Here is a 22,151-nt window from a genome sequence, read left to right as displayed (position 1 = left end):
GCGCCGCGGTCAGGTCCACGGGCGGGCGCCCCTGGCCGCCCAGTACTCGGCGGCTGGGACGGCGCAGGCGGCGAGCGTCGCCTCGTCGAGCGGCAGCGGCCGGGCGGTGTCGTTGGCGCGCAACTGCTCGGGCGCGACGGCCCCGCTCAGCACGGTCTCGGCCCACGGCCGGCCGAGGGCCGCGCCGATCGCGAGCGCGTCGAGGGAGAGTCCGTGGTCGGCTGCGAGGGCGGCGAGCCCAGGCACCGCCTCGGCGTCGAGCAGTCGGCCGTTGGCGAGCGCTTCTTTGACGACGACCGCCCAGCCCGCATCGGCCGCTTCCGCGAGCGCCGGACCGACCGAGGACTCGAGCAGGTTCCACGTCGACTGCACGACCGAGAAGGGCGTATCCGGCAGGTCGAGGGCCATCCGCACCGCGTCGGCCTGCTTCGGCCCGCTCGTCGAGAGGCCGACGCGCACGCCGCGATCCGCCAGGCCGCGCAGTGCGTCGAGCAGGCCGGGGTCGTCGAACGCGGGGCTGTCCGAGGTGAGGGAGTGCACGAGGTAGCGGTCCGGCGTCGTGCCGAGGGCGCCGAGGGTCTCCGGCCACTGCCGGCGGAGCATCGCCGTGCTGTGCTCCTTGACCTCGTGGACCTCGGCGTCCATCCGCCACCCGCCGACGTAGGCGTACCCCCACTTCGACTCGATCGTGAGGCGCGAGCGCCGCTCGGGATGCGCGCGTAGCCAGCTCCCCAGGAACGCCTCGGCGCGACCGTACGAGCGTGCCGCGTCGATGAAGCGGAGGCCCAGCGACCAGGCCTCTTCGAGCACGTCGTGCGCCCTGGACTCGAGCTCCGGCACCGATCGATCGGCGCCCGCGCCGAGGTCGCGATCGCGTCCGTCCGTGATGTAGGCCGGACGGCCGACCGCGGCCAATCCGATCCCCAATCGCGCTGCGCCCGTCATCCGCGTCCCCTCGTCGGCCGCCCGGTCCGCCGCCCCCGGCGGACCTCGCAGTCAGGGTAGCGCCGCGGCGGCGCTGCGCGCGGGCGCGGCACGGGGCATCCGCTCGCGGCCTGCCGACGAGACCGACGAGACCGACGGCGGGCGTAGGCTGGCCGGGCGGACTGGGGGGAGCGCGGATGAGCGACGAGACGACGCACGCACGGCCGGCACGGGAGGAACCCCCGAAGACGCGCGACATCCCGCTGACGCGCAACCGCAAGTGGCAGGCCTACTGGGTGGCCGTCTCCGTCGCCGCGATCACGATCCTCGACCTGTCGAAGGTGAACGTCGCGCTGCCCTCGATCGAGACCGCCCTCGGCGCGGGCTCCACCGAGCTCCAGCTCATCGTCGCCGGGTACGTGCTGACCTTCGGCCTCGTCCTCGTGCCGATGGGGCGCCTCGGCGATCAGCGCTCCCGCAAGGCGCTCTTCATCGTGGGACTCAGCCTCTTCGGCCTTACGAGCCTCGTCGCCGCCCTCGCGCCGAACGCGACGGTGCTGCTCATCGCGCGCCTCGCGCAGGGCGTCGCGGCGGGCATCCAGATGCCCCAGGTGCTCGGCCTCGTGCAGCAGCTCTTCCAGGGGCGCGAGCGCGGCACCGCGTTCGGCCTCTTCGGCGCGACGATCGGCATCGCGACGGCCTTCGGCCCGACGCTCGGCGGGCTGCTCATCGCCCTCGGCGGCCCGACCGACGGCTGGCGCTGGATCTTCTGGATCAACGTGCCCCTCGTGCTCATCGCGATCGCCCTCGCGATCTGGGTGCTGCCGCAGACCCGCACGCGCTCGTCGCGGGCGCTCCAGCTCGACCCCGTGGGCATCCTCATCTTCGCCGTCACGGTGCTCGCCCTCATGTGGCCCTTCCTCTTCACGACCGGCACGTCGGCCGACAACCCGGCGCGGTGGTGGCTGCTCGTCGTGTTCGTGCTCGGCCTCGCGCTGTTCATCTGGTGGGAGCAGCGCTACGCCGCGAGCGGCAAGAGCCCGCTGATCCCGCCGGCGCTGTTCTCGATCACCTCGTGGCGCAACGGCACGCTGCTCGTCGCCGTGTACTTCGCGGGGATGCCCGCGGCGTTCCTGCTCACGACGCTCTACCTCCAGAACGGGCTCGGGCTCGAGCCGCTCTACGCGGGCATGGTCACGATCGGCTTCGCGCTGACGTCGGCGGTCACGTCCTGGTACGGCGGGAAGCTCGTCGAGCGGTTCGGCCGGCCCCTCGTGGTGCTCGGCCTCATCGTGCTGCTCGCCGGGTTCGCGCTGCTCGTGCTGCTCGCGATCCTCACCCCGGCTGAGATCACGCCGTGGGCGATGGCGGGCGCGATGGTGATCGCCGGCGCCGGCGGCGGATTCGTCGTCTCCCCGAACCAGACGCTGACGCTCGCCGAGGTGCCGGTTCGCCAGGGCGGCCTCGCCGGGTCGGTCGGGCAGCTCGGCCAGCGCATCGGCACCGCGATCGGCTCAGCCGTGACGCTCTCGCTCTTCTACTCGACGATCGCGGGCGAGCCGTCGAGCGAGTCGCAGCTCTCGGTCTACCACCACGCCTACGGCGTCGGCATGGCCGGCGTCGCCGTCTTCATCGGCATCGCGTTCGTCGTGTCGGTCGTCGACCTCGGCGCGCGCCGCAAGGCGCAGTCGCGCGCGCTCTGACGGGCGCGACCCCGAGACGAGGCGAGGATGCCCGCGCGGGCCGCGCGAGCATCCTCGGGGTCGCTCGGGTCAGGAGGCGACGGGCGCCTCGAGCGCGTCGTCCTCGACGGGCGTCGGGTCGGCGAAGGCGAGCTTCGGCACGAACGCGAGCACGATCGCGCAGACCACCGCGGTGCCGCCGCAGACGAGCCACACGGTGAGGTAGCCGCTGAACGAGCCGGCGGTCGAGTGCGAGCCCCCGCCGACGTGCGAGAGCAGCGCGATGCCGAACACGCACGACGCGATCGCGCCGCCGACGGTCTTCACGGAGTTCGTGAGTCCCGTCGCCACGCCCGTCTGCGTCGGCGGAGCGGCCGCGGCGGCGGCGGCCGGCAGGGCCGCGACGAGCGCGCCCGAACCGATGCCGACGATGACCATGTTCGTCATCACCTGGGCGTAGTCGCCGTGGAAGGGCACGAACAACAGATACCCGGCCGCGACCAGCAACGACGCGCAGATGAGGGCGACGCGGGGCGCGACGAAGCGCGTGACCACGGGGAAGAGCAGCGCGCCGACCGTCATCGCGAGCACGTAGCCGCCGATGAGGAGGGAGGTGGCGAAGCCCTCGGTGCCGAGTCCGTAGCCGACCTCGGTCGGATCCGTGCGGGCGAACGTCGACAGGGGCGCCTGTGCGCCCAGCACGCTGACGCCGAAGAGGCCGGCGGTGACGAACACGGGCCAGAGCGCGGGGTTCCGGAACATGCGCACGTCGATGAGCGGGTCGGGGTGGCGCAGCTCCCACTTCGCGAACGGCCACACGAGCAGCAGGCCGAGTGCGACGAGCGACCACGAGAGCAGGTCTGCCGGGCCGTTGAGGCGCAGGAAGCTGAGGCCGCCCGTGAGGGCGAGGAGCGCCAGCGAGATGAGCGTGAGGCCCGTCGTGTCGAGCTTGCCGCCCGTGAGCTCGGGCGATTCCTTGACCCCGAAGAGGATCACGAAGAAGCACAGCGCGACCGCGATCGCCGGCACGAGCAGCACGATCTGGAGCGGCAGGGAGTCGATGAGCGCCCCGCCGAGCAGCGCGCCCGCGATCGCGCCGAACTCGAGGAACGCCACGAGGATGCCTGCCGCGCGGCGCGTGATCGCCGCGGGGCGCGGGGTGCTGCGCGAGCGCGACCAGATGAGCGCGATCTCGAGCGGCAGCCAGACGACGTAGAAGCCCTGCAGCGCCCACGCCACGAGGAACACCCAGAACTCGTCGGAGAAGACGAGGGCGAACGAGGCGATCGCCGTCACGGCCGTCGAGATGACGAGCATCTTCCTGTGGCCGACCATGTCGCCGAGCTTCGCGAACGCCGGCACGACGAGCGCCGAGAGCATGAGCTGCGACCCCTCGAGCCAGTTCACGTCGGCGTCGTGCACGCCGAGGTGGCGCGCGATGTCGGTCAGTAGGGGCGTGTAGTAGCCCTGGATGATGCCGCTCGTGAACTCGACGAACGCGAGGAAGCCGATGATCGCGGCGAAGGACGTCGTCGCTCGGCTGAGGGTGCTGCGGGACACTGGGGCTCCTGGGGGACGGGAGAGCTCGGCCGGCCCGCCGGGGGAGGCGCGTCGGTCGTCGGGGTGAGAACACTGTACGCGGTGCGTGTTACCGCGCCGTCACCGCGGCAGCCGATCGCCGAATGCGCCGGACGGGCGGCCCGGGGGGCGTCAGCGCGGCAGCGACACGATGAGCGCGCGGTGGAACCGCTCGCCGCGCTCGAGGCTGTCGACGGTGACGCGCTCGTCGACCCCGTGCACGCTCGCGCGCTGCGCCGACGACATCGACAGGGGTGCGAATCGGTAGACCGAGCCCGAGTAGCGGTGGAAGAAGCGGGCGTCCGAGGCCGCCATCATGAGGTACGGCGCGGTGACGGTGCCCGGGTAGGACGCCCCGACGGCGGCCTCGATGAGTCCGAACTGCGCGTTGTCGGTCGCCGACTGCGGCGACGGGTCGCTGCCCTCCACGACCACGACGTCGACCTTCGGGTCGCGGATGCGGCGACGGACGCGCGCCGCCGTGCCGTCGACGGTCTCCCCGGGGGCGATGCGGAGGTTCACGATCGCGCCCGCCTGCGAGGGCAGCACGTTGGCGGCGGTGCCGCCGTCGAGCATCGTCGGCGCGACGGTCGTGCGCACGAGCGCGGCGGGCTCGCCGCCGAGCCGGGCGAAGACCCGTGCCGTCAGCCACGGCCAGCCCGCGAGCACCTTGAGCGCGACGCCGCCGAGGCCGCGGGCGTGCGGCGCGAAGCGCTGCAGCATCACGGTCACCGCGCGCGGGGTGCGCGCCGGGAACGTGCCGGGGGTGAGCCGGTCCACCGCGCGGGCGACGCGGCCGACGGCCGTGATCGTGGGCGGCGCCGAGGCGTGCCCGCCGTCGCCGCGGGCGCTGAGGCGCAGGGTCGCGATGCCCTTCTCGCCGACGCCGACCATCGCGGCCGTGGCCGTGACGAACGGCAGCGGCGCGTCGACGACGGCACCGCCCTCGTCGACGATGAGCCAGGGCCGGATGCCCCGCTCGTGCAGGAGATCGCTGATCGCGACGGCCGCGAGGCCGTAGACCTCCTCGTTGCCGCCGAAGCTGAGGTAGACGTCCTGGGCGGGCTCGTGCCCCGCGGCGAGCAGGTTCTCGACGGCGTCGAGCACGACGACGAGCGGACCCTTGTCGTCGAGGGCGCCGCGGCCGTAGACGATCCCGTCCGCGATGCGCCCCTCGAACGGCGGGAAGCGCCAGTCGTCGCTCTCGTCGACGGGCACGACGTCGTAGTGGGCCATGAGCACGAGCGGCTTCGCATCGGATGCCCCGGGCCAGCGGAACAGGAGGCCGAAGTCGGTCACCCGCTCGAGCTCGAGCCGTTCGTGGACGAGCGGGTAGAGCTCCGCGAGGGAGGCGACGAGCGCCTCGAACGGCTCGGGTCCGCGTTCGGCGAGCTCGGCGGAGACGGTCGCGTGCCGGATGAGCTGCGACAGCCGCTCGCCGATGCCGGGCCGGGCGGGAGCGGCGAGGGGGTCGGAGCCGTTCGAATCGGGTGCTGCGGGGGACATGCGGAAACCCTACGTCCGCGCGCCGCCCGGTGCCGCATCGCCGCCGCCCGGGCGAGTGCCGACGGCGTGATCGTCGCGGTGCGGCCGTCACGACCAGGTCGTCACGACCAGGTCGTCACGACCCGGCCGTGTACCACCCGGCCGGTCCGAGGGCGTTGCCCGCGCGCGGCACGTACTGGTCGAAGTAGACCCGTGCCACGAGCTCGCGTCGCGAGCCCACCCCGGCCTTGTCGAAGACCGACTTCAGGTGGTCCTGCACGGTGTACGGGGAGAGGTGCAGCGACGCGGCGATCTCCCGGGTGTCGGCGCCCCGCAGCACGGCGCCCACGACATCGCGTTCGCGCGCGGTGAGGCCGAAGGCGTCGGCCACGAGGTCGAGGACCTCCTGCGGGCGCGCCTCCTCGATCGTGACCACGACGTCCCCGGCGCGCTCCCCGCCGCCGCCGAGCGGCGCGGCCTGCAGCACGAGCCAGACGCCGTCGGCGGTGCGGGCGCGGATGCGGGGCATCCGATCGCTCTCGCCGCGGGCGAAGCGCCGGGCCCCCGTCGCGAGCCCGTGCACGATGAAGCGGGGGTCCCCGCCGCCCGGCGCGAGTCCCATGCGGGCGAGGTGCGCCTCGGCGCCCGGGCTCGACGCGGCGATCCTGTCGTCGGCGTCGATGATGACGACGGCCGGACCGCCGCCGGACTCGGTGCGATCCCCGCCGTGCTGGGCGAGGAGCCCGGTGCGCAGGCCGCGGGCGAATGCCGGCGCGAGCTCGGCGAGCAGTGCCAGCTCGTCGTGATCGAAGTCCGGTTCGCCGGCCCCCCGGAACATCGCGAGCGACCCCCAGGCGCCGCTGCGCTCGGCGAACACCGTGCGCGCCTCGTCGCCGAAGTCGAAGCGCGGCAGCACGACCTCCGACATGCGCGGCGAGCGGTCGAGGTCGCCGCCGGTCGACTGGGCGACGCTCACGCTCGTGCGGCCCGCCGCGAGCATCGCCGTGAACGCGGTCGGCTCGAGCCCGCCGTACTCGACCTTCGCCCAAGGCACGTCGGCGTCGTTGCGCTCCTCGAGCGCCCCGAGCTTCCGGGTGCTCGACACCATCGTGGTCGCCGGATCGAGGGTGGAGAGGCACCCCGCGACGAAGGGCACGGCCTGCTGCAGCGCAGCGCTCGCCTCGTCGATGAACTGCAGCAGCGGCAAGCCGGCGCGCGAGAGCACGTCGACGTCGCTGCGGACGCGCGCGAAGGCGATGGCCGTGCTCATGCGCACAGTGTGGCCCGGTGCGGGCCGAGCCGCCATCCCAGTGATCTGGGGGGAGCGAATTCCCCTGCCATCTGGGATGCCGGCGGCGCCGTCGCCCGAGGATCCTCCTCGGCAGGGCGTCCGAACGGATGCCCGCACGAACCGGAGGAACTCCCCATGACCATCCCCGATCTCGCCCTCGACCCCCGGGCCGTCCGGCTCCGCGACGCCCTCGGCGCGCGCATCCTGCTCCCCGGCGACGACGGCTTCGACGCCGCCCGGATGCCGTGGAACGTCGCGTTCGACCAGCGGCCCATCGCGGTCGCCCGGCCCGAGACGGCGGAGGACGTCGTCGACGTCGTGCGCGCCGCGGTCGCCGCCGGGCTGCGCATCGCACCCCAGGCGACCGGTCACGCCGCCGGCGCGCTCGCCGGCACCGCACTCGGCGACGTCGTGCTCGTCTCGCTCGCCGGGCTCCGCGGTGCCGTCGTCGACCCCGTCGCCCGCACGGCGCGGGTGCTCGGCGGCTCCCAGTGGAACGACGTCCTCGAGGCGGCCGCACCGCACGGGCTCACCGCCCTGCACGGCAGCGCGGGCGACGTCGGCGTCGTCGGCTACAGCCTCTCCGGGGGGCTCTCCTTCTACGCCCGTGCGCACGGCCTCGCGATCAACTCGGTCCGCGCCGTGCAGGTCGTCCTCGCCGACGGCGCGCTCGTGCGGGCGAGCCGCGACGAGCATCCGGACCTGTTCTGGGCGCTGCGCGGCGGCTCGGGCGCCTTCGGCATCGTCGTCTCGATCGAGCTCGACCTGCTCGCGCAGCCAGAGGTCTTCGCGGGGATGCTCCTCTGGGACGCGTCGCGCGCGGCCGAGGTGTCGGCGGCGTGGGCCGCGTTCACGCGAGCGGCGCCGGAGAGCGCCACGACGACGCTGCGCATCCTGCACTTCCCGCCGATGCCGGACCTGCCGCCGTTCCTGAGCGGCCGCGACCTCGTCGTCGTCGACGGCGCGATCCTCGAGTCCGACGAAGGTGCTGCGACGCTCCTCGAGCCCCTCCGCGCCCTCGGGCCCGAGGTCGACACGTTCGCACCGATGCCCGCCGCTGCCCTCGTGCAGGTGCATCTGGACCCGCCCGGGCCGACCCCGGCGCTCACCGCGCACGTCGTGCTCGGCGGCCTGCCCGACGACGCGGTGTCGAAGTTCGTCGAGATCGGCACGGCGCCCGGGCTCTTCATCACCGAGCTGCGCCACCTCGGCGGCGCGATCCGCCGTCCGGCCCTCGACGGCGGCGCCGTGACCGCGATCGACGGCGAGTATCTCGCGCACACCATCGCCGTGGTCCCCGTGCCGGAGGCGGCGGTCCAGGCCGCTGCCGCCGTGCAGGCCGGCATCGCGGCGTTCTCACCGTGGCGGGTCGACGCGCTCGCGCTCACCTTCGTCGACGGGCCGCTCGTGGACCGCTCGCACGGCTTCGGCACCGCCCTCGGGCGGCTGCGGGAGATCAAGGCCGCCGTCGATCCCGACGGCGTGTTCGTCGCAGCGCACCCCGTGTGAGCGCTCGGCCGTCCGGGCGGACCGCTCGGGCGGCCGGCGCGGGCCGGGCCCAGCCGTCCGCGCTCAGGCGGCGTGCTGCCGTCGCTCGGCGAGGCGGCGCAGCTCGTCGGCGTCGAGCTCGCGGCCGAAGACCGGTCCGCCGGGTTCGAGGAGCACGCCGCACGCGAGGGGGCCGAGGTCGACGGCGTCGAAGCCGATGTCGTCGACGATCGCGGCGACCGCCGCGCGGGCATCCGGATCGTCGCCGGCGACGGCGAGCGCCCGCCGCAGCGGGTCGCCCTCGGGCAGGGCGTCGTCCTCCATCTCGTGGTAGCCGAGGTGGTTGAGCGACTTCACGAGGCGGGCGCGGGGGTTCAGATCGGCGTGGATGACGCTCGTCGGTCGGCCGTCCGCCTCGATGGCGGGGATCGTGCCGTCGATCGGCGGCCAGTAGTTCATGGCGTCGACGACGACCGTGCCGTCGAAACGGTCCCACGGCACCGTGTCGGCCTTGCCGAACGGCACCGCGACGACGACGACGTCCGCGTCGGCGACCTCGTCGGGGCTCGCGACCCGGGCTCCGGGGGCGACGACGCTCACGAGCAGCTCGAGGGCGGTCTGCCGCGGCGAACCCGCGATCCGCACCTCGTACCCCGCGCCCACGAGCAGCCGGGCGAGGGCGGTGCCCACCTTCCCGGCGCCGTAGATCCCGATGACCGCTCGTCGTTCCACTGTTCCACTCTCGCTTCCGCCCCCGAGTTGCGCAACGCGGCGCACCGGTCGGGCATTCCGTGCGCGCAGTCGGGCGAGCGGCATAGGCTCGTGCGGGTACGGGTCGCATCGGGGGGATGCCGCCGGGCGACGCCCGGGCCCGGGAGGGAGCTGCGATGCCGGAGCAGGTGGAGTTCGGACTGGATACGTTCGGCGATGTCACGTTCGATCTCGAAGGGCGGCGGCTCTCGCACGCCGAGACGATCCGGAACGCCGTCGAACAGGCGGTGCTCGCCGACTCGCTCGGCCTGGACTTCTTCGGCGTCGGGGAGCACCACCGCGAGGAGTTCGCGATCTCCGCGCCGGAGGTCGTGCTCGCGGCGATCGCCTCGCGCACCGAGCGCATCCACCTCGGCAGCGCCGTGACGGTGCTGAGCTCCGACGACCCCGTGCGCGTGTTCCAGCGCTTCAGCGAACTCGATGCGGTCTCGAACGGCCGCGCGGAGGTCGTCCTCGGCCGCGGCTCCTTCATCGAGTCGTTCCCGCTCTTCGGCTACGACCTCGCCGCCTACCAGGAGCTCTTCGACGAGAAGCTCGAGCTGTTCGCCGCCATCCGCGACGGCGGCCCGATCACGTGGACCGGTCGGCTCCGTTCGCCGCTCGAGGGGCAGCGGATCTTCCCGCCCATCGAGGGCGACCGGAAGCTCATGACGTGGGTCGGCGTCGGCGGCAGCCCGGAGTCCGTCGTGCGGGCGGCCCGCTACGGCCTGCCGCTCATGCTGGCGATCATCGGCGGCAGCCCCGCGCGCTTCGCGCCGCTCTCCGAGCTGTACCGCAAGGCGCTCGCGCAGTTCGGGCACGCGCCGCTGCCCGTGGGCATCCATTCGCCGGGCCACCTCGCGGAGACCGACCAGCAGGCCAAGGACGAGGTCTGGCCGAACTACCGCGACCTGATGAACCGCATCGGCCGCGAGCGCGGCTGGGGCGAGGCGACGCGCTCGCAGTTCGAGGGGGAGGCCGGCCCCAACGGGGCGATGTTCGCCGGAGCGCCCGAGACCGTGGCGCAGAAGGCGGCGCGCGCGATCATCGCGGTGGGCGCGAGCCGCTTCGACCTGAAGTTCTCGAACGGCACGCTGCCGCACGAGTGGATGCTCCGCTCGATCCGGCTGTACGCGACCGAGGTCGTGCCGCGCGTGCGGGAGCTGCTCGCCGAGCGCGGCTACGAGCCGCCCGCGGCGATCGTCCCGCCGATCGTGGGCTCGTCGGAGTAGCCGGAGCAGCGGGAGCAGGGGGCGCCCGCGTCGCGCCCCGCGCTCAGCGCGAGGACGACATCACGAGCACCGGCGTGCCCGCGTCGTCGTCGAGCGTGAAGCCGACGCGGAGCCCGGCGAGCTCGGCCGTCGAGTGCACGTGGGTGCCGCCGCAGGGGATGCGCACCGTGCCCTCGGGCAGTTCGGCCACCCACTCGCGGCGGTCGGCGAGGGCGTCGCCGGCGCGCTCGATGCGGATCGGCGCGGCGGCGTCGACCCAGATCGCGAGCCGCGCCTCGACCCGGCGCTCGATCTCCGCGAGGGCGTCGACGAGACCTTCGGTCTGGAACCCCGCGCGCCGCAGCGACTTGTTCAGCCGGTAGCGGTCGAGCGAGCCGCCCTCGAGGATGCGCGAGCGTTCGATCGCGAGGCCGTCGAAGTCGGGGGTGCCGAGGCCGTCGGTGCGCGGCTGCTTGCTCCAGCGGTCGGCGACGGCGAGGTTGAGGGCGAGGGACGCGAGGTGGCACGCGGTGTGCCCGAGCGAGAGCGCCGCGCGCAGTTCGGGGTCGACCTGGAAGCCGACCGCGTCGCCCTCCTGCAGTGCGCCCGCATCGGCCGCATCCACGACGTGCACGACGACGGATGCCCAGCCCTCGGCGCCCGGCCGCACCGGGACGTCGTCGCCGACGAAGAGGGACGCGCCGTCGGTCGCGCCGACGATCGCGTCCACGATGGGGATGCGTCGCGACCCGTCGCCGCCCAGGACGAACTCCGCCCGATCGGCGCTCTGGTCCGGCCAGCGGGCGTCGACGGGATGCACCGGAGTTTCATCCGTCAGCACGGCGGCGCGACCGTCGGGCAGTGCTTCGACGTGCCGCACGACGGACTCGCCGTCGAGCGCGCCGGTCGGATAGGCGACGAGCGTGCCGCTGCGCGGGAGGGTCATCTCAACCCGGGAGGCGTCGGCGCGTCAGTTCTTCTGGCTCTGACCGAGCACGTGGAACGGGATCGCGAGCGAGGCCGAGACGAGCAGGATGCCGAGGATGAAGATCGGCGCCTCGAAGCCGACGACGGCGAACGCCGCGGAGAACAGCCACACGCCGAGGCTGAAGAGGCCGAACATGATCACCCAAAGCACGCCGTTCATCGCCGCCGCCTCTCTATTCTCGGAAAAACCTCTTCGACTCTAGTCGACGGCGCCGACCGCGCCCATCCAGGCGGCGGCCACCGTCGAGTGCGCCGACTCGTCGTCGGAGGGATGGAACACGCCGGCGAGCACGTCCCGGTACAGGCGCCCGAGCTCGTTCCCCGCGAAGTACGAGGAGCCGCCGGCGACCCGGACGGCCTCGTCGACGGTGCGCTTGGCGGTCTCCGTCGAGCGCACCTTCATCGCCGAGAGCCGGGCGAACCACTTCGCGCCATGGTCGACCTGCCGGTCGACGTCGCGCGCGAGGGAGGTCAGCTGGGGCGCGATCGCATCCTGGTCGATGATCGCGCCGGCGATGCGATGGCGGATGTCGGGGTCGTCGCTGAGCGGCGCCCCGCCGGCCTTCATCGAGGTCCGTCGCTTCGCCGCGGCGATCGCGAGTTCGATCGCCCGGTCGCCGATGCCCGAGTAGACGGCGGCGAGCAGCAGCTCGAAGCACGCGAAGATGCCGAACACGAACGGGTCGGGGTTCGGGCCCGGGTCGAGCCGGCGGACGATGCGGTCGGCGCTCGCGGGCGCCTCGGTCAGGATCGTCGTGCGCGACTGGCTCGCGCGCATTCCCATCGTGTCCCAGTCGTCGAGCACCTCGACGGCGTCGGTGCGCTCGACGAAGCCGTAGACGATCTTCGGCGCATCGGCCGACTCCGAGTCGAGCCCCATCGTGCCGAGGCGGGTCCACGCGGGCGAGAGCGACGTGAAGATCTTGCGCCCGCTGAAGCGGTAGCCGCCGTCGCCGTCGGGCGCGGCGGTCGAGCGCGAGCCGAAGAGCATGAGGTCGTTGCCGGCCTCGCTGATGCCGAAGGCGAAGAGCTCGCCGGCGCCCGCCTCGCGCTGCAGGAACGCGAGGGCGTCGTCGCCCCGGTCGGCGAGCACCTTCGCGACGCCCGTCCACACGAGGTGCATGTTGATCGCGAGGGCCGTCGCGGGGGCGGCGGATGCCAGGCGCGCCTGCGCGCGCACCGCATCCTCGAGCGACCAGCCGAACCCGCCGTGCTCGAGCGGCACGAGCACCCGGGGGTACCCGATCGCGACGAGCTCGGCGAGGTCTTCGTCGAAGAAGCGGTTCTCGCGGTCGTACACCGCCGCCCGCTCCCGGAACCGGGCGAGCAGGTCGTCATCCAGCAGTGCGTCTTCGGGGCCGGCCATGGGCCCACGCTAGCGGGCCGGGGGTGTGGACGGCCCTGCCGAGTGCGGGGGCGGTCGCCCCTAGGGTGATCGGGTGCCCACCGAGGAGATCACCGACGCCTCGCCCGCCCGCGGCCTCGGCCGCCCGTTCGCGAACCTCCTCACGGCGGCCCTCGCCTCGAATCTCGGCGACGGCATCGTGCGCACGCTCGTGCCGCTCCTGGCCGCCCGCCTGACCGACGACCCGTTCCTCATCGGCCTCGTCGCCGCGTTCGCGATGCTGCCGTGGCTGCTCTTCGCGATCCCCTCCGGCATCGTCGTCGACCGCATCGACCGTCGGGCGGCGCTCGCGATCGCGCAGGCCGTGCGCGTCCTCCTCTCGGTGCTCCTCTTCGTGCTCGCGCTGACCAGCCGCCTCGACATCCTCTGGCTCCTCGGCGTCGTGTTCGTGTACGGCGTCTTCGAGACGCTCTACGACGGCGCGAGCCGCGCGATCCCGCCGTCGATCGTGCCGGCGGCGAGCCTGCCGCGCGCGAACGGCCGGCTCGAGGCGGGCGAGCAGATCACCCAGCAGTTCCTCGCCGGCCCCCTGACGTCGCTGCTGTTCGCGGTCTCGGTGCTCATCCCGATCGGCGCACCGGCGGTGTGCTTCCTGCTCGCCGGCGTGCTCGCCCTGCTGCTGCCGCGCGCGGCCTCCGGCCGCCAGCACGTCGTCGCCGACGAGCTGCGGGTGCCCTGGCACCGTCAGTTCGCCGACGGCTGGCGCTTCATCACGCGCAGCCGGATGCTCGTGACGCTCTGGATCGTCTCGACGATCGGCGGGCTCGCGTGCTCGTTCGCGCTCGCGAGCTGGGTGCTCTACCTGCTCGGACCGCTCGGCCTGCCCGAGGCGTTCTTCGGCTTCGCGGCGCTCTCCGGCGTCGCCGGGGCGCTCGTCGGCGCGGCGCTCGCCCACCGCGCGCAGGCCCGTTTCGGCCTCGGCGTCGCGATGGCGGCCGCGAACGTGCTCATCGGCCTCGCGCTGCTCGTGGCGGGCATCCCGAACCTCTGGGTCGTGCTCGCCGCGAACGCGCTGCTCTCGCTCGCGATCACGGTGTGGAACATCCTCGTGATGTCGCTGCGCCAGTCGATGATCCCCGGCCGGCTGCTCGGCCGGGTGCACGGCACCTGGCGCACGCTGCTCTGGGGCGCGATGCCGCTCGGCAGCCTGCTCGGCGGGCTCGTCGCCCGCGTCGACCTCGCGCTGCCCTTCCTCATCGGCGGTGCCGTCTCGGTGCTCGTCGCGGCGGCGTCGTGGCGCTTCCTCACCGGACTGCCGGAGCCGGAGGCGGCGCGTGCGGCGCTGGAGGCTTCGGAAGCGGAGAACTCGGCGGAGAACCCGCGGGTCGAGTAGCCACGAAGGAGCGTCTCGAGACCGCGCACCCTGCTCACGGGTCTCGATACGGCGCTTCGCGCCGACTCGACCGGCGGAAAGGTGCGGCGCCTCGCGCCGACTCGACCGGCGGACTGGTCAGTCGAAGTCCGGGTTCCGACCCGTCCGTTCGCCGGACTCGAGCCCTGCGATGCCCGCGAGGTCGTCGTCGTCGAGTTCGAAGTCGAACAGCGCGAGGTTCTCGGCGATGCGCGCGGGGCTCGACGCCTTCGGCAGCAGCACGCGACCGTGCTGCACGTGCCAGCGCAGCACGACCTGGGCGGCGGTGCGCCCGTGCTTGTCGGCGATGGCCCGGAGCACGGGCGGGGTCGCATCCCCGATCACCCGCCCGCGGGCGAGCGGCGACCAGGCCTCGATCAGGATTCCCCGCTCCGCGCACCAGGCCGAGAGCCCGGTCTGCGGCAGCCACGGGTGGCACTCGACCTGGTCGACGACGGGGAGGACGCCGGTCTCGTCGTCGAGGCGCTGCAGGTGCGCGGCGTGGAAGTTCGAGACGCCGATCGAGGCGACCCGGCCCTCCTCGCGCAGCCGCACGAGCGCGCGCCAGGTATCGACGTACCGGTCGGCCGACGGCACCGGCCAGTGGATCAGATAGAGATCGAGCCGGTCGAGGCCGAGGAGGTCCATCGAGTGCTCGAACGCGCGCAGCGTCTCGTCGAAGCCGTGGTCGGCGTTCCACACCTTGCTCGTCACGAACAACTCGTCACGCGCGACGCCGCGGTCGGCCGCCGCCCGCACCGCCTCGCCGACACCCGCCTCGTTCCCGTAGAGCGCGGCGGTGTCGAGGTGGCGGTACCCGGCGTCGATCGCGTCGAGGCAGAGCCGCCCGGTGTCCTCGGCGGGGATCTTGTAGGTGCCGAACCCGACCTGCGGGATCGTGCGGCCGTCGGAGAGCGGCAGGAGCGGGGCGGGTGCGGACATGGAGGCCTCCGGTCGGATCAGCTGGGCTGCACGGGCACCGGTTCGGTGTCGGGGATGGGGCTGGCGTCGCGGCCGCGCAGGTCGGGGTGCCAGCGGTGGCCGAGGAGCGGCACGAGGAAGCCGAAGAAGGCGAACCCGGTGGCGATCCAGAAGGCGCCGACCGATCCGTAGCCGTCGATCATGAAGCCGGCGAACGCCGATCCGAGCGCCGCGCCGATGAGCTGGCCGGTGCCGATCCAGCCGTAGGCCTCCGCGGTGTCGCTGAACTTCACGCTCGAGGAGACGGTCGCGAAGATGACGGCGAGCACGGGGGCGATGCCGATGCCCGCGATGAACAGGGAGACCGAGAGCCACCAGAAATCGAGCACGAACGCGGCGAGCGCCATGCCGAAGAACACGATGAACATGCGGCGCGCCATCGCCCACTGGCTGATCGGACGGGTGCCGAAGAGCAGACCGCCCGCGAGCGAGCCGACGGAGAAGATGCCGAGCACGAGACCCGCGCGCGCGTCGCCCTCGCCGAAGACCGACACGACGCCCGCCTCGATCGCCGAGCAGGCGCCGATGAGGAGGAAGCCGACGATCGTGCCGAGCAGCACCGGCGGTCGGCCGAGCACGACGCCGAACTTGCGCTTCGAACGCGGGATGCGCACGCGCCCGAGTTCGGGGGAGGCGATGAACCACGCGCCGCCGCCGACCATGAGCACGACGGCGGCGAGGATCGCCGCCATGGGGGAGACCTGGGTCGCGATGAGCGTCGTCACCACGGGGCCGACGACCCAGATGATCTCCTGCGCCGAGGCATCCAGCGAGAAGAGCGGCGTGAGCTGGCGGGAGTTGACCATCTTCGGGTAGATGGTGCGCACCGCCGGCTGGATCGGCGGGTAGAAGAGGCCGGAGATCAGCGCGAGCACGACGTACACCCAGAGGGCGAACGAATCGAAGAGGCCGATCGTGACGATCGCGAGCGCACTCACCGCCGTCGTGACGATGAGCACGGGGCGCATGCCGAGCCGGCCCATGAGCCGGCTCGTGAGCGGGCCCGAGATCGCCTGGCCGATCGAGGTCGCCGCGAGCACCAGGCCCGCCGAGCCGTACGAGCCGGTGATGTGCTCGATATGGATGAGGAATGCGAGCGCGAGCATCCCGCCGGGGAATCGCGCGACGAGCTGCGCCGCGATGATCCGCGCGACGCCGGGAGACTTCAGCAGAGTCGAATAGGCCCCCATGGGCATCCAATCTATCGACGTGTTCAGGGGAAACGGGGGTGCCGTCGGCATGACCTCGTCGGTCGAACCGCGACCTCGCTGGTCGAGTAGGCCCGCCAGGGCCGTATCGAGACCGCGTGAGACGGTCTCGATACGCGCTCCGCGCTACTCGACCCGCGATGAGCGGGTCGACTCGAACGTTGGCCGACGGCCGCGCCTACGACCCGTTGAGCGTGCCGCGGATGCATCGCAGGAGGAACGTCGAGCTCCGCGCGATCGGGACGCGGAGGTCCGAGGTCATGAGAGCGCCTTCCGGATGCGCGGCAGCGAGACGGTCTCGGCCGTGCCGAGCTCCTGCGCGAACAGGCTCACGCGCAGCTCCTCGAGCAGCCATCGCACGCGCACGAGCCGCTCGGGCGCGTCCTGGGGCAGCGGGATGACGCCGCCCGCGTCCGTGAAGAGCTTCGTCGCCTGTTCGACCTCGACGAGCCGCGCGCGATCGCGGCCGGGGTTGTCGACGAGCCGGCCGACACGGCGCTCGATCGCCTGCAGGTACCGGGCGAGGTGGCGCAGCCGCTCGAGGCCGACGGCCGAGACGAAGCCGGGGAAGACGAGTCCGGCGATCTGCGCCCGCGCGTCGGCGAGGGGCGCCATCAGTTGGATGCTCGACGCCTTCGTGATCGCCTTCTCCGCGGCGCGGGCCGCGGTGAGCACGGCGGCGGTCTGCGCGACGCCGGCGTAGACGGCATCCATGACGGTCTGCGACACCGCATCGCGCACGGCGTCGAACTCGACGCGGGTCGCGAGCAGGCCGTCGGGGTGCAGGCGGCGCAGCTCGGCGTCGATCGCCGCGAGCAGCACGTCGTCGAGCAGCGCCTTCGTCGAGGGGTAGGGGCTCGCGCCGAGGGCGAGCTTCTCCTGATTGGTCAGGTGCTCCTGCACGTAGGAGGTCGGCGACGGGGTCGCGAGGGCGAGCAGGCGCCGGATGCCTCGCGGCGTCGCCGCATCGCGGTCGGCCGGCGTGGCGAGCAGCCTGAGCGAGACCGAGGCGCCGTCGTCGACGATCGCGGGGTAGGCGCGGATGAGGTTGCCGGCCTGGCGGGCGTCGACGTACTCGGGGATGCGGTCCCACTCCCAGGCGGTGACGCCCGAGCGCTCGGGAATCGACGGTCCGACCGCGCTCGCCGGGGCGCCGGGCTGGGGACCGCGCCCGCGCGCACCCCGTCCGCCGCTTCCGCCCGGCTCGGTGAGGCTGCGTGCGACGGCCTCGGTCGAGCGTCCGGCGAGCGCCGCCTGAAGAGCGCGGAGGTCGTCGTCGCCCCCGACGCGCTTGCCGCGCTCGTCGACGGCGCGGAAGTGCATGCGCAGGTGGGCGGGCACGCGCTCGAGGTCGAAGTCGCTCGCGTCGACGGGCGTGTAGGTGAGCTTGCGGATGAGGTGGGCGAGGGTCGCCGTGAACGGCCGCGTAGCATCGGGCTCGGCCGGGAGCTCGGCGACGAGCTTGTCGGCCCACTCGGCGGCGGGCACGACGGAGCGCCGGATGACCTTCGGCAGTGCGCGGAGCAGCGCGGTGACGAGCTCCGCGCGGAGCCCGGGCACCTGCCAGTCGAAGCCGCCGGGCTCGAGGCGCGGCAGCAGCACGAGCGGCACGACCACCGAGACGCCGTCATCCGGATGCCCCGGCTCGAAGCGGTACTCGAGGCGCAGCCGCTGGTCGCCCTGCCGCCACTCGGCGGGGTAGGCGGTGCGGTCCTCCTCGGCCTCGTCGGGCACGAGGTCGGCGCGCGTCATGGTGAGGAGGTCGGGGGTCGCCCGCGCGGCGCCGCGCCACCAGCGCTCGAACCCGCGCGTCGTCGACACGTCGGCGGGCACGCGGGCGTCGTAGAACGCGAACACCGTCTCGTCGCCGAGCAGCAGGTCGCGCCGACGCGTGCGCTCCTCGATCGAGGCGAGCTCGCCGAGCAGCGCCGTGTTCTTGCGCGCGAACCCGAACACCCGCTGGTCCAGTTTCGAGGGGTCCCACTCGCGCTGCACGAGCGCGTGCCGGATGAACAGCTCGCGGGCGAGCGGCTCGTTGACCCGCGCGAGCTGCAAGCGCCGCTTCGGCACGATCGGCACGCCGAACAGCAGCACCTTCTCGTCGGCGACGGCCGAACCGGCGCGGGCATCCCAGCGCGGTTCGGAGTACGAGCGCTTCACGAGGTCGCCCGCGAGCGGCTCAGCCCAGGCCGGGTCGATCGAGGCGTTCATGCGGGCGAACAGCCGGCTCGTCTCGACGAGCTCGGCGCTCATGACGGCCTGCGGTGGCTTCTTCGCGAGCGTCGAGCCCGGGAAGACCTGGAACCGCGTGCCGCGGGCGCCGAGGTACTCGCGCCCCGCGCGCTGCCGCTCGCCGCGGTTCTTCGGCTGCGCCTTCGGTTCGCCCGAGACGCGGTCGTCGCGGAGGCCGATCTGCGAGAGCAGCCCGGAGAGCAGGGCGCGGTGCACGGCGTCCGGGGCCGCGGTCGCCCCGCCGTCGGCGGGCGCGGGCAGCAGCTTCAGACCGAGCGGCTTCGAGAGGCCGACGAGCTGGCGGAAGAGGTCGTGCCACTCGCGCACGCGCAGGTAGTTGAGGAACTCCTGCTTGCACATGCGCCGGAACGCGCTCGAGCCGAGCTCGCGCTGCTTCACCTCGAGGTGGTTCCAGAGGTTCAGCAGCGTCAGGAAGTCGCTCGTCGGGTCGGCGAAGCGCGCGTGCATCGCGTCCGCCTCGCCGCGGCGCTCGAGCGGGCGCTCGCGGGGGTCTTGGATAGTGAGGCCCGCGACGATCGCGAGCACCTCGCGCGACACGCCCTGGGTCTTCGACTCGATGACCATGCGGCCGAACCGCGGCTCGATCGGCAGGCGCGAGAGCTGCGTGCCGATGCGGGTGAGGCGCGGGGCGCGGGAGCGCGCGGCCGTCTCGTCGCCGACCTCGATCGCGCCGAGCTCGCCGAGCAGTCCGAGGCCGTCGGTGACGCCGCGCGGGTCGGGCGGGGTGAGGAAGGGGAACGCCGTCACCTCGCCGAGGTCGAGCGAGGCCATCTGCAGGATGACCGCCGCGAGGTTCGTGCGCAGGATCTCGGGGTCGGTGTACTCGGGGCGGCGCTCGAAGTCCTCCTCCGAGTACAGGCGGATCGCGATGCCGTCGCTCGTGCGGCCCGCGCGGCCGGAGCGCTGGTTCGCGCTCGCCTGCGAGATCGCCTCGATGGGCAGGCGCTGCACCTTCGCGCGCGCCGAGTAACGGGAGATGCGCGCCGTGCCGGCGTCGACGACGTACTTGATGCCCGGCACGGTGAGGCTCGTCTCGGCGACGTTCGTGGCGAGCACGATGCGGCGACGGAGCCCGACGACGGAGGTCGGCTCGAACACCCGGTGCTGGTCGGCGGAGGAGAGCCGGCCGTAGAGGGGGAGCACCTCGGTCGTGCCGTACCCGGCCGACCGGCCCGAGTAGTGCCCGCGCACGGCGTCCTCCGCGTCGCGGATCTCCTGCTCGCCCGAGAGGAAGACGAGCACGTCGCCGGATGCCTCGCGGTCGAGTTCGTCGAGGGCGCCGAGGATGCCCGTGATCGCGTCGCGGTCGTCGTCGGTGCCGGGGTCGACGTCGTCGGAGGTCGCGCCTTCGGCGTCGTCGCCGGTCAGCGGGCGGTAGCGCACCTCGACGGGATAGGTGCGGCCCGACACCTCGATGATGGGCGCGGGCGTGCCGTCGGGCTCCGCGAAGTGGGCGGCGAAGCGTTCGGGGTCGATGGTCGCCGACGTGACGATGATCTTGAGGTCGGGGCGCTTCGGCAGCAGGGTCTTGAGATACCCGAGCAGGAAGTCGATGTTGAGCGATCGCTCGTGCGCCTCGTCGACGATGATCGTGTCGTACTTGCGCAGCAGCCGGTCGCGGTGGATCTCGTTCAGCAGGATGCCGTCGGTCATCACCTTGATCTCGGTCGACGCCGAGGCCTTGTCGGTGAATCGCACCTGGTAGCCGACGCGGTCGCCGACCTCGCTGCCGAGCTCCTCGGCGATGCGCTCCGCGATGGTGCGGGCCGCGAGCCGGCGCGGCTGCGTGTGCCCGATCGAGGTGCGCCCGAGGGTCAGGCAGATCTTCGGCAGCTGCGTCGTCTTGCCCGAGCCGGTCGCGCCCGCGACGATGACCACCTGGTGGTCCCGGATGGCGTCGGTGATCTCGCCCCGCTGCGCGGAGACCGGCAGCTCGGGCGGGAAGACGATCTCGTCGACGTTCGCGGGCATAGCGGACCAGTCTATCGAGCTTCCCGGGGAGTCCCGGCGCCCGCGACGGGGGAGGATTGCTCCATGACTTCGGTACCTGAACTGCAGCTCAACGACGGCAACACCATCCCCCAGCTCGGCTTCGGCGTCTTCAAGGTCGACCCCGCCGAGACGGAGCGCATCGTCACCGATGCCCTCGAGGTCGGCTACCGCCACATCGACACCGCGCGCATCTACGGCAACGAGGAGGGCGTGGGCCGCGCGATCGCGACGTCGGGTATCCCGCGCGAGGAGCTCTTCATCACCACGAAACTCTGGATCGACGACCTCGAGTCGGAGGCGAGCGTCACCGCGGCGTTCGAGGCGAGCCTCGCTCGCCTCGGCCTCGACTACCTCGACCTCTACCTGATCCACTGGCCTGCGCCGGAGCGCGATCAGTACGTCGGCGCGTGGAAGGCGCTCGTGGAACTGCGCAAGTCGGGCAAGGTGCGCTCGATCGGCGTCTCGAACTTCCTGCCCGAGCATCTCGAGCGCATCATCGCCGAGACCGGCGTCGTGCCGGCCGTCGACCAGATCGAGTCGCACCCCGCGCACCAGCAGCCCGAGGTCGAGGCCTTCGCCGCCGCGCACGACATCAAGATCGAGTCGTGGGGCCCGCTCGGCCAGGGCAAGTACCCGCTCTTCGAGGAGCCGGCCGTCGCGGCCGCCGCGGCGGCGCACGGCAAGACTCCGGCGCAGGTCGTCATCCGCTGGCACCTGCAGCAGGGTCACATCGTGTTCCCGAAATCGAACCGCCGCGAGCGCATGGCCGAGAACTTCGACGTCTTCGACTTCGTGCTCACGTCGGCCGAGCAGGAGGCGATCACCGCCCTCGAGCGGGAGGGGCGCGTGAGCGCGCACCCCTCCGAGGTCAACTGACGGCCCTCGGCTGACGGCAGACCGGATGTCGCGCGGCGTCGCCCCCAGGGGCGACGCCGCGTTCGCGTCCGTGCGTGCTTCCGTCGGTCGAGCCCGCTCCCGTCGGTCGAGCCCGCTCCCGTCGGTCGAGCCCGCTTCCGTCGGTCGAGCGTGCTTCCGTCGGTCGAGCGCGCTTCCGTCGGTCGAGCGCGCTTCCGTCGGTCGAGTAGGCGCGAAGCGCCGTATCGAGACCCGGCGAGCCGCTCCGGGAAGGCCGGACCGATCCGTTCCGGAGCGCAGATCCGCGGGATTCCGCGGGACACGCCCGGGATGCGTACTCCGATTTGGCCGATCGGCCCGCTGCACGTAATGTTCTTACTCGTCACCCCAAAGGTGCGGCAAGCGGAAGAGCTGAGAAGCCCCGCAGCCGGCCTCAAGCGGGACCATCGAGTCGCCCAAGTTTGCGATCTTGCACCAAGACGACTACGATGATGATTCCGACCTTCTCCCAGGCGCCGAACTTCGGTGACTGGCAAGTCGTGCGCTCGGCGCCGGCAGTCGGAGACAAACGAAGCCCTCAGTGAACGCCGTCCAACGGCGGGAGCTTTGCGGTGTCCGTTCCTTGAGAACTCAACAGCGTGCACTATGTTCAATGCCAATTTATTGAACCCCGGTCTGGTTTTGCCAGACGGGATTCCTTTGGATTGATG

Annotated in this window: 16 protein-coding genes; 5 read left to right on the top strand and 11 right to left on the bottom strand. The window is 72.8% G+C overall.

Annotation, left to right across the window (positions count from 1 at the left end):
• Positions 1-9: 9 nt before the first annotated feature.
• On the bottom strand, positions 10-945 hold the full coding sequence (locus tag GB864_RS02750) for an aldo/keto reductase (protein ID WP_160422824.1): 936 nt from the start codon (positions 943-945) through the stop codon (positions 10-12).
• Positions 946-1,121: 176 nt separating this feature from the next.
• On the opposite strand from GB864_RS02750, the gene GB864_RS02745 reads away from it, so the two are divergent.
• A complete protein-coding gene (locus GB864_RS02745; RefSeq protein ID WP_160422823.1) occupies positions 1,122-2,627 on the top strand; it encodes an MFS transporter in 1,506 nt (501 codons plus the stop codon).
• A gap of 69 nt (positions 2,628-2,696) precedes the next feature.
• Here GB864_RS02745 and GB864_RS02740 read toward each other — a convergent pair whose 3' ends face one another.
• The 3 genes from GB864_RS02740 to GB864_RS02730 all read right to left on the bottom strand — a co-directional run bounded on the left by GB864_RS02740 (position 2,697) and on the right by GB864_RS02730 (position 6,939).
• The gene (locus tag GB864_RS02740; RefSeq protein WP_160422822.1) at positions 2,697-4,166 is read right to left on the bottom strand and encodes an MFS transporter; all 1,470 of its coding nucleotides are present in this window, start codon (positions 4,164-4,166) and stop codon (positions 2,697-2,699) included.
• A gap of 150 nt (positions 4,167-4,316) precedes the next feature.
• The gene (locus GB864_RS02735) at positions 4,317-5,690 is read right to left on the bottom strand and encodes a M20/M25/M40 family metallo-hydrolase (RefSeq protein WP_160422821.1); all 1,374 of its coding nucleotides are present in this window, start codon (positions 5,688-5,690) and stop codon (positions 4,317-4,319) included.
• A 115-nt stretch (positions 5,691-5,805) separates the two neighbouring features.
• Positions 5,806-6,939, bottom strand: a complete 1,134-nt coding sequence (locus GB864_RS02730) for a helix-turn-helix transcriptional regulator (RefSeq protein ID WP_160422820.1) — start codon at positions 6,937-6,939, stop codon at positions 5,806-5,808.
• Between the two features lie 156 nt (positions 6,940-7,095).
• Here GB864_RS02730 and GB864_RS02725 point away from each other — a divergent pair, with 156 nt between their 5' ends.
• A complete protein-coding gene (locus GB864_RS02725; RefSeq protein WP_160422819.1) occupies positions 7,096-8,469 on the top strand; it encodes an FAD-binding oxidoreductase in 1,374 nt (457 codons plus the stop codon).
• A 63-nt stretch (positions 8,470-8,532) separates the two neighbouring features.
• Here the strand turns inward: GB864_RS02725 and GB864_RS02720 are convergent, their stop codons facing one another.
• Entirely contained in the window at positions 8,533-9,180 is a 648-nt protein-coding gene (locus GB864_RS02720) for an NADPH-dependent F420 reductase (protein ID WP_336603845.1), read from the bottom strand.
• 155 nt (positions 9,181-9,335) lie between these two features.
• Here GB864_RS02720 and GB864_RS02715 point away from each other — a divergent pair, with 155 nt between their 5' ends.
• Positions 9,336-10,430, top strand: coding sequence for an LLM class flavin-dependent oxidoreductase (locus GB864_RS02715; protein ID WP_160422817.1), 1,095 nt, complete (start codon positions 9,336-9,338; stop codon positions 10,428-10,430).
• 43 nt (positions 10,431-10,473) lie between these two features.
• Here GB864_RS02715 and GB864_RS02710 read toward each other — a convergent pair whose 3' ends face one another.
• Genes GB864_RS02710 through GB864_RS02705 form a run of 3 tightly spaced genes read right to left on the bottom strand, consistent with a single transcriptional unit; the run spans position 10,474 to position 12,762 of the window.
• On the bottom strand, positions 10,474-11,355 hold the full coding sequence (locus GB864_RS02710) for an alanyl-tRNA editing protein (protein WP_160422816.1): 882 nt from the start codon (positions 11,353-11,355) through the stop codon (positions 10,474-10,476).
• A 24-nt stretch (positions 11,356-11,379) separates the two neighbouring features.
• Entirely contained in the window at positions 11,380-11,556 is a 177-nt protein-coding gene (locus GB864_RS18100; protein WP_202106939.1) for a hypothetical protein, read from the bottom strand.
• Positions 11,557-11,595: 39 nt separating this feature from the next.
• A complete protein-coding gene (locus GB864_RS02705) occupies positions 11,596-12,762 on the bottom strand; it encodes an acyl-CoA dehydrogenase family protein (protein ID WP_160422815.1) in 1,167 nt (388 codons plus the stop codon).
• Positions 12,763-12,835: 73 nt separating this feature from the next.
• Here GB864_RS02705 and GB864_RS02700 point away from each other — a divergent pair, with 73 nt between their 5' ends.
• Entirely contained in the window at positions 12,836-14,134 is a 1,299-nt protein-coding gene (locus GB864_RS02700) for an MFS transporter (RefSeq protein ID WP_160422814.1), read from the top strand.
• Between the two features lie 117 nt (positions 14,135-14,251).
• On the opposite strand, the gene GB864_RS02695 is transcribed toward GB864_RS02700, so the two are convergent.
• The 3 genes from GB864_RS02695 to hrpA form a co-directional block, all read right to left on the bottom strand.
• Entirely contained in the window at positions 14,252-15,094 is an 843-nt protein-coding gene (locus GB864_RS02695) for an aldo/keto reductase (RefSeq protein ID WP_160422813.1), read from the bottom strand.
• A gap of 17 nt (positions 15,095-15,111) precedes the next feature.
• Positions 15,112-16,323, bottom strand: a complete 1,212-nt coding sequence (locus GB864_RS02690) for an MFS transporter (protein WP_160422812.1) — start codon at positions 16,321-16,323, stop codon at positions 15,112-15,114.
• A 276-nt stretch (positions 16,324-16,599) separates the two neighbouring features.
• Entirely contained in the window at positions 16,600-20,565 is a 3,966-nt protein-coding gene (gene hrpA, locus GB864_RS02685; RefSeq protein WP_160422811.1) for an ATP-dependent RNA helicase HrpA, read from the bottom strand.
• 63 nt (positions 20,566-20,628) lie between these two features.
• Here hrpA and GB864_RS02680 point away from each other — a divergent pair, with 63 nt between their 5' ends.
• Positions 20,629-21,462, top strand: coding sequence for an aldo/keto reductase (locus GB864_RS02680; protein ID WP_160422810.1), 834 nt, complete (start codon positions 20,629-20,631; stop codon positions 21,460-21,462).
• The last annotated feature ends 689 nt before the right edge of the window (positions 21,463-22,151 follow it).

It is taken from the genome of Agromyces seonyuensis (genome assembly GCF_009789225.1).
Taxonomy (GTDB): Bacteria; Actinomycetota; Actinomycetes; order Actinomycetales; family Microbacteriaceae; genus Agromyces; species Agromyces seonyuensis.
The sequence above is the reverse complement of the archived record's forward strand: the minus strand, read 5'-3'. Positions and strand labels throughout refer to the sequence as shown.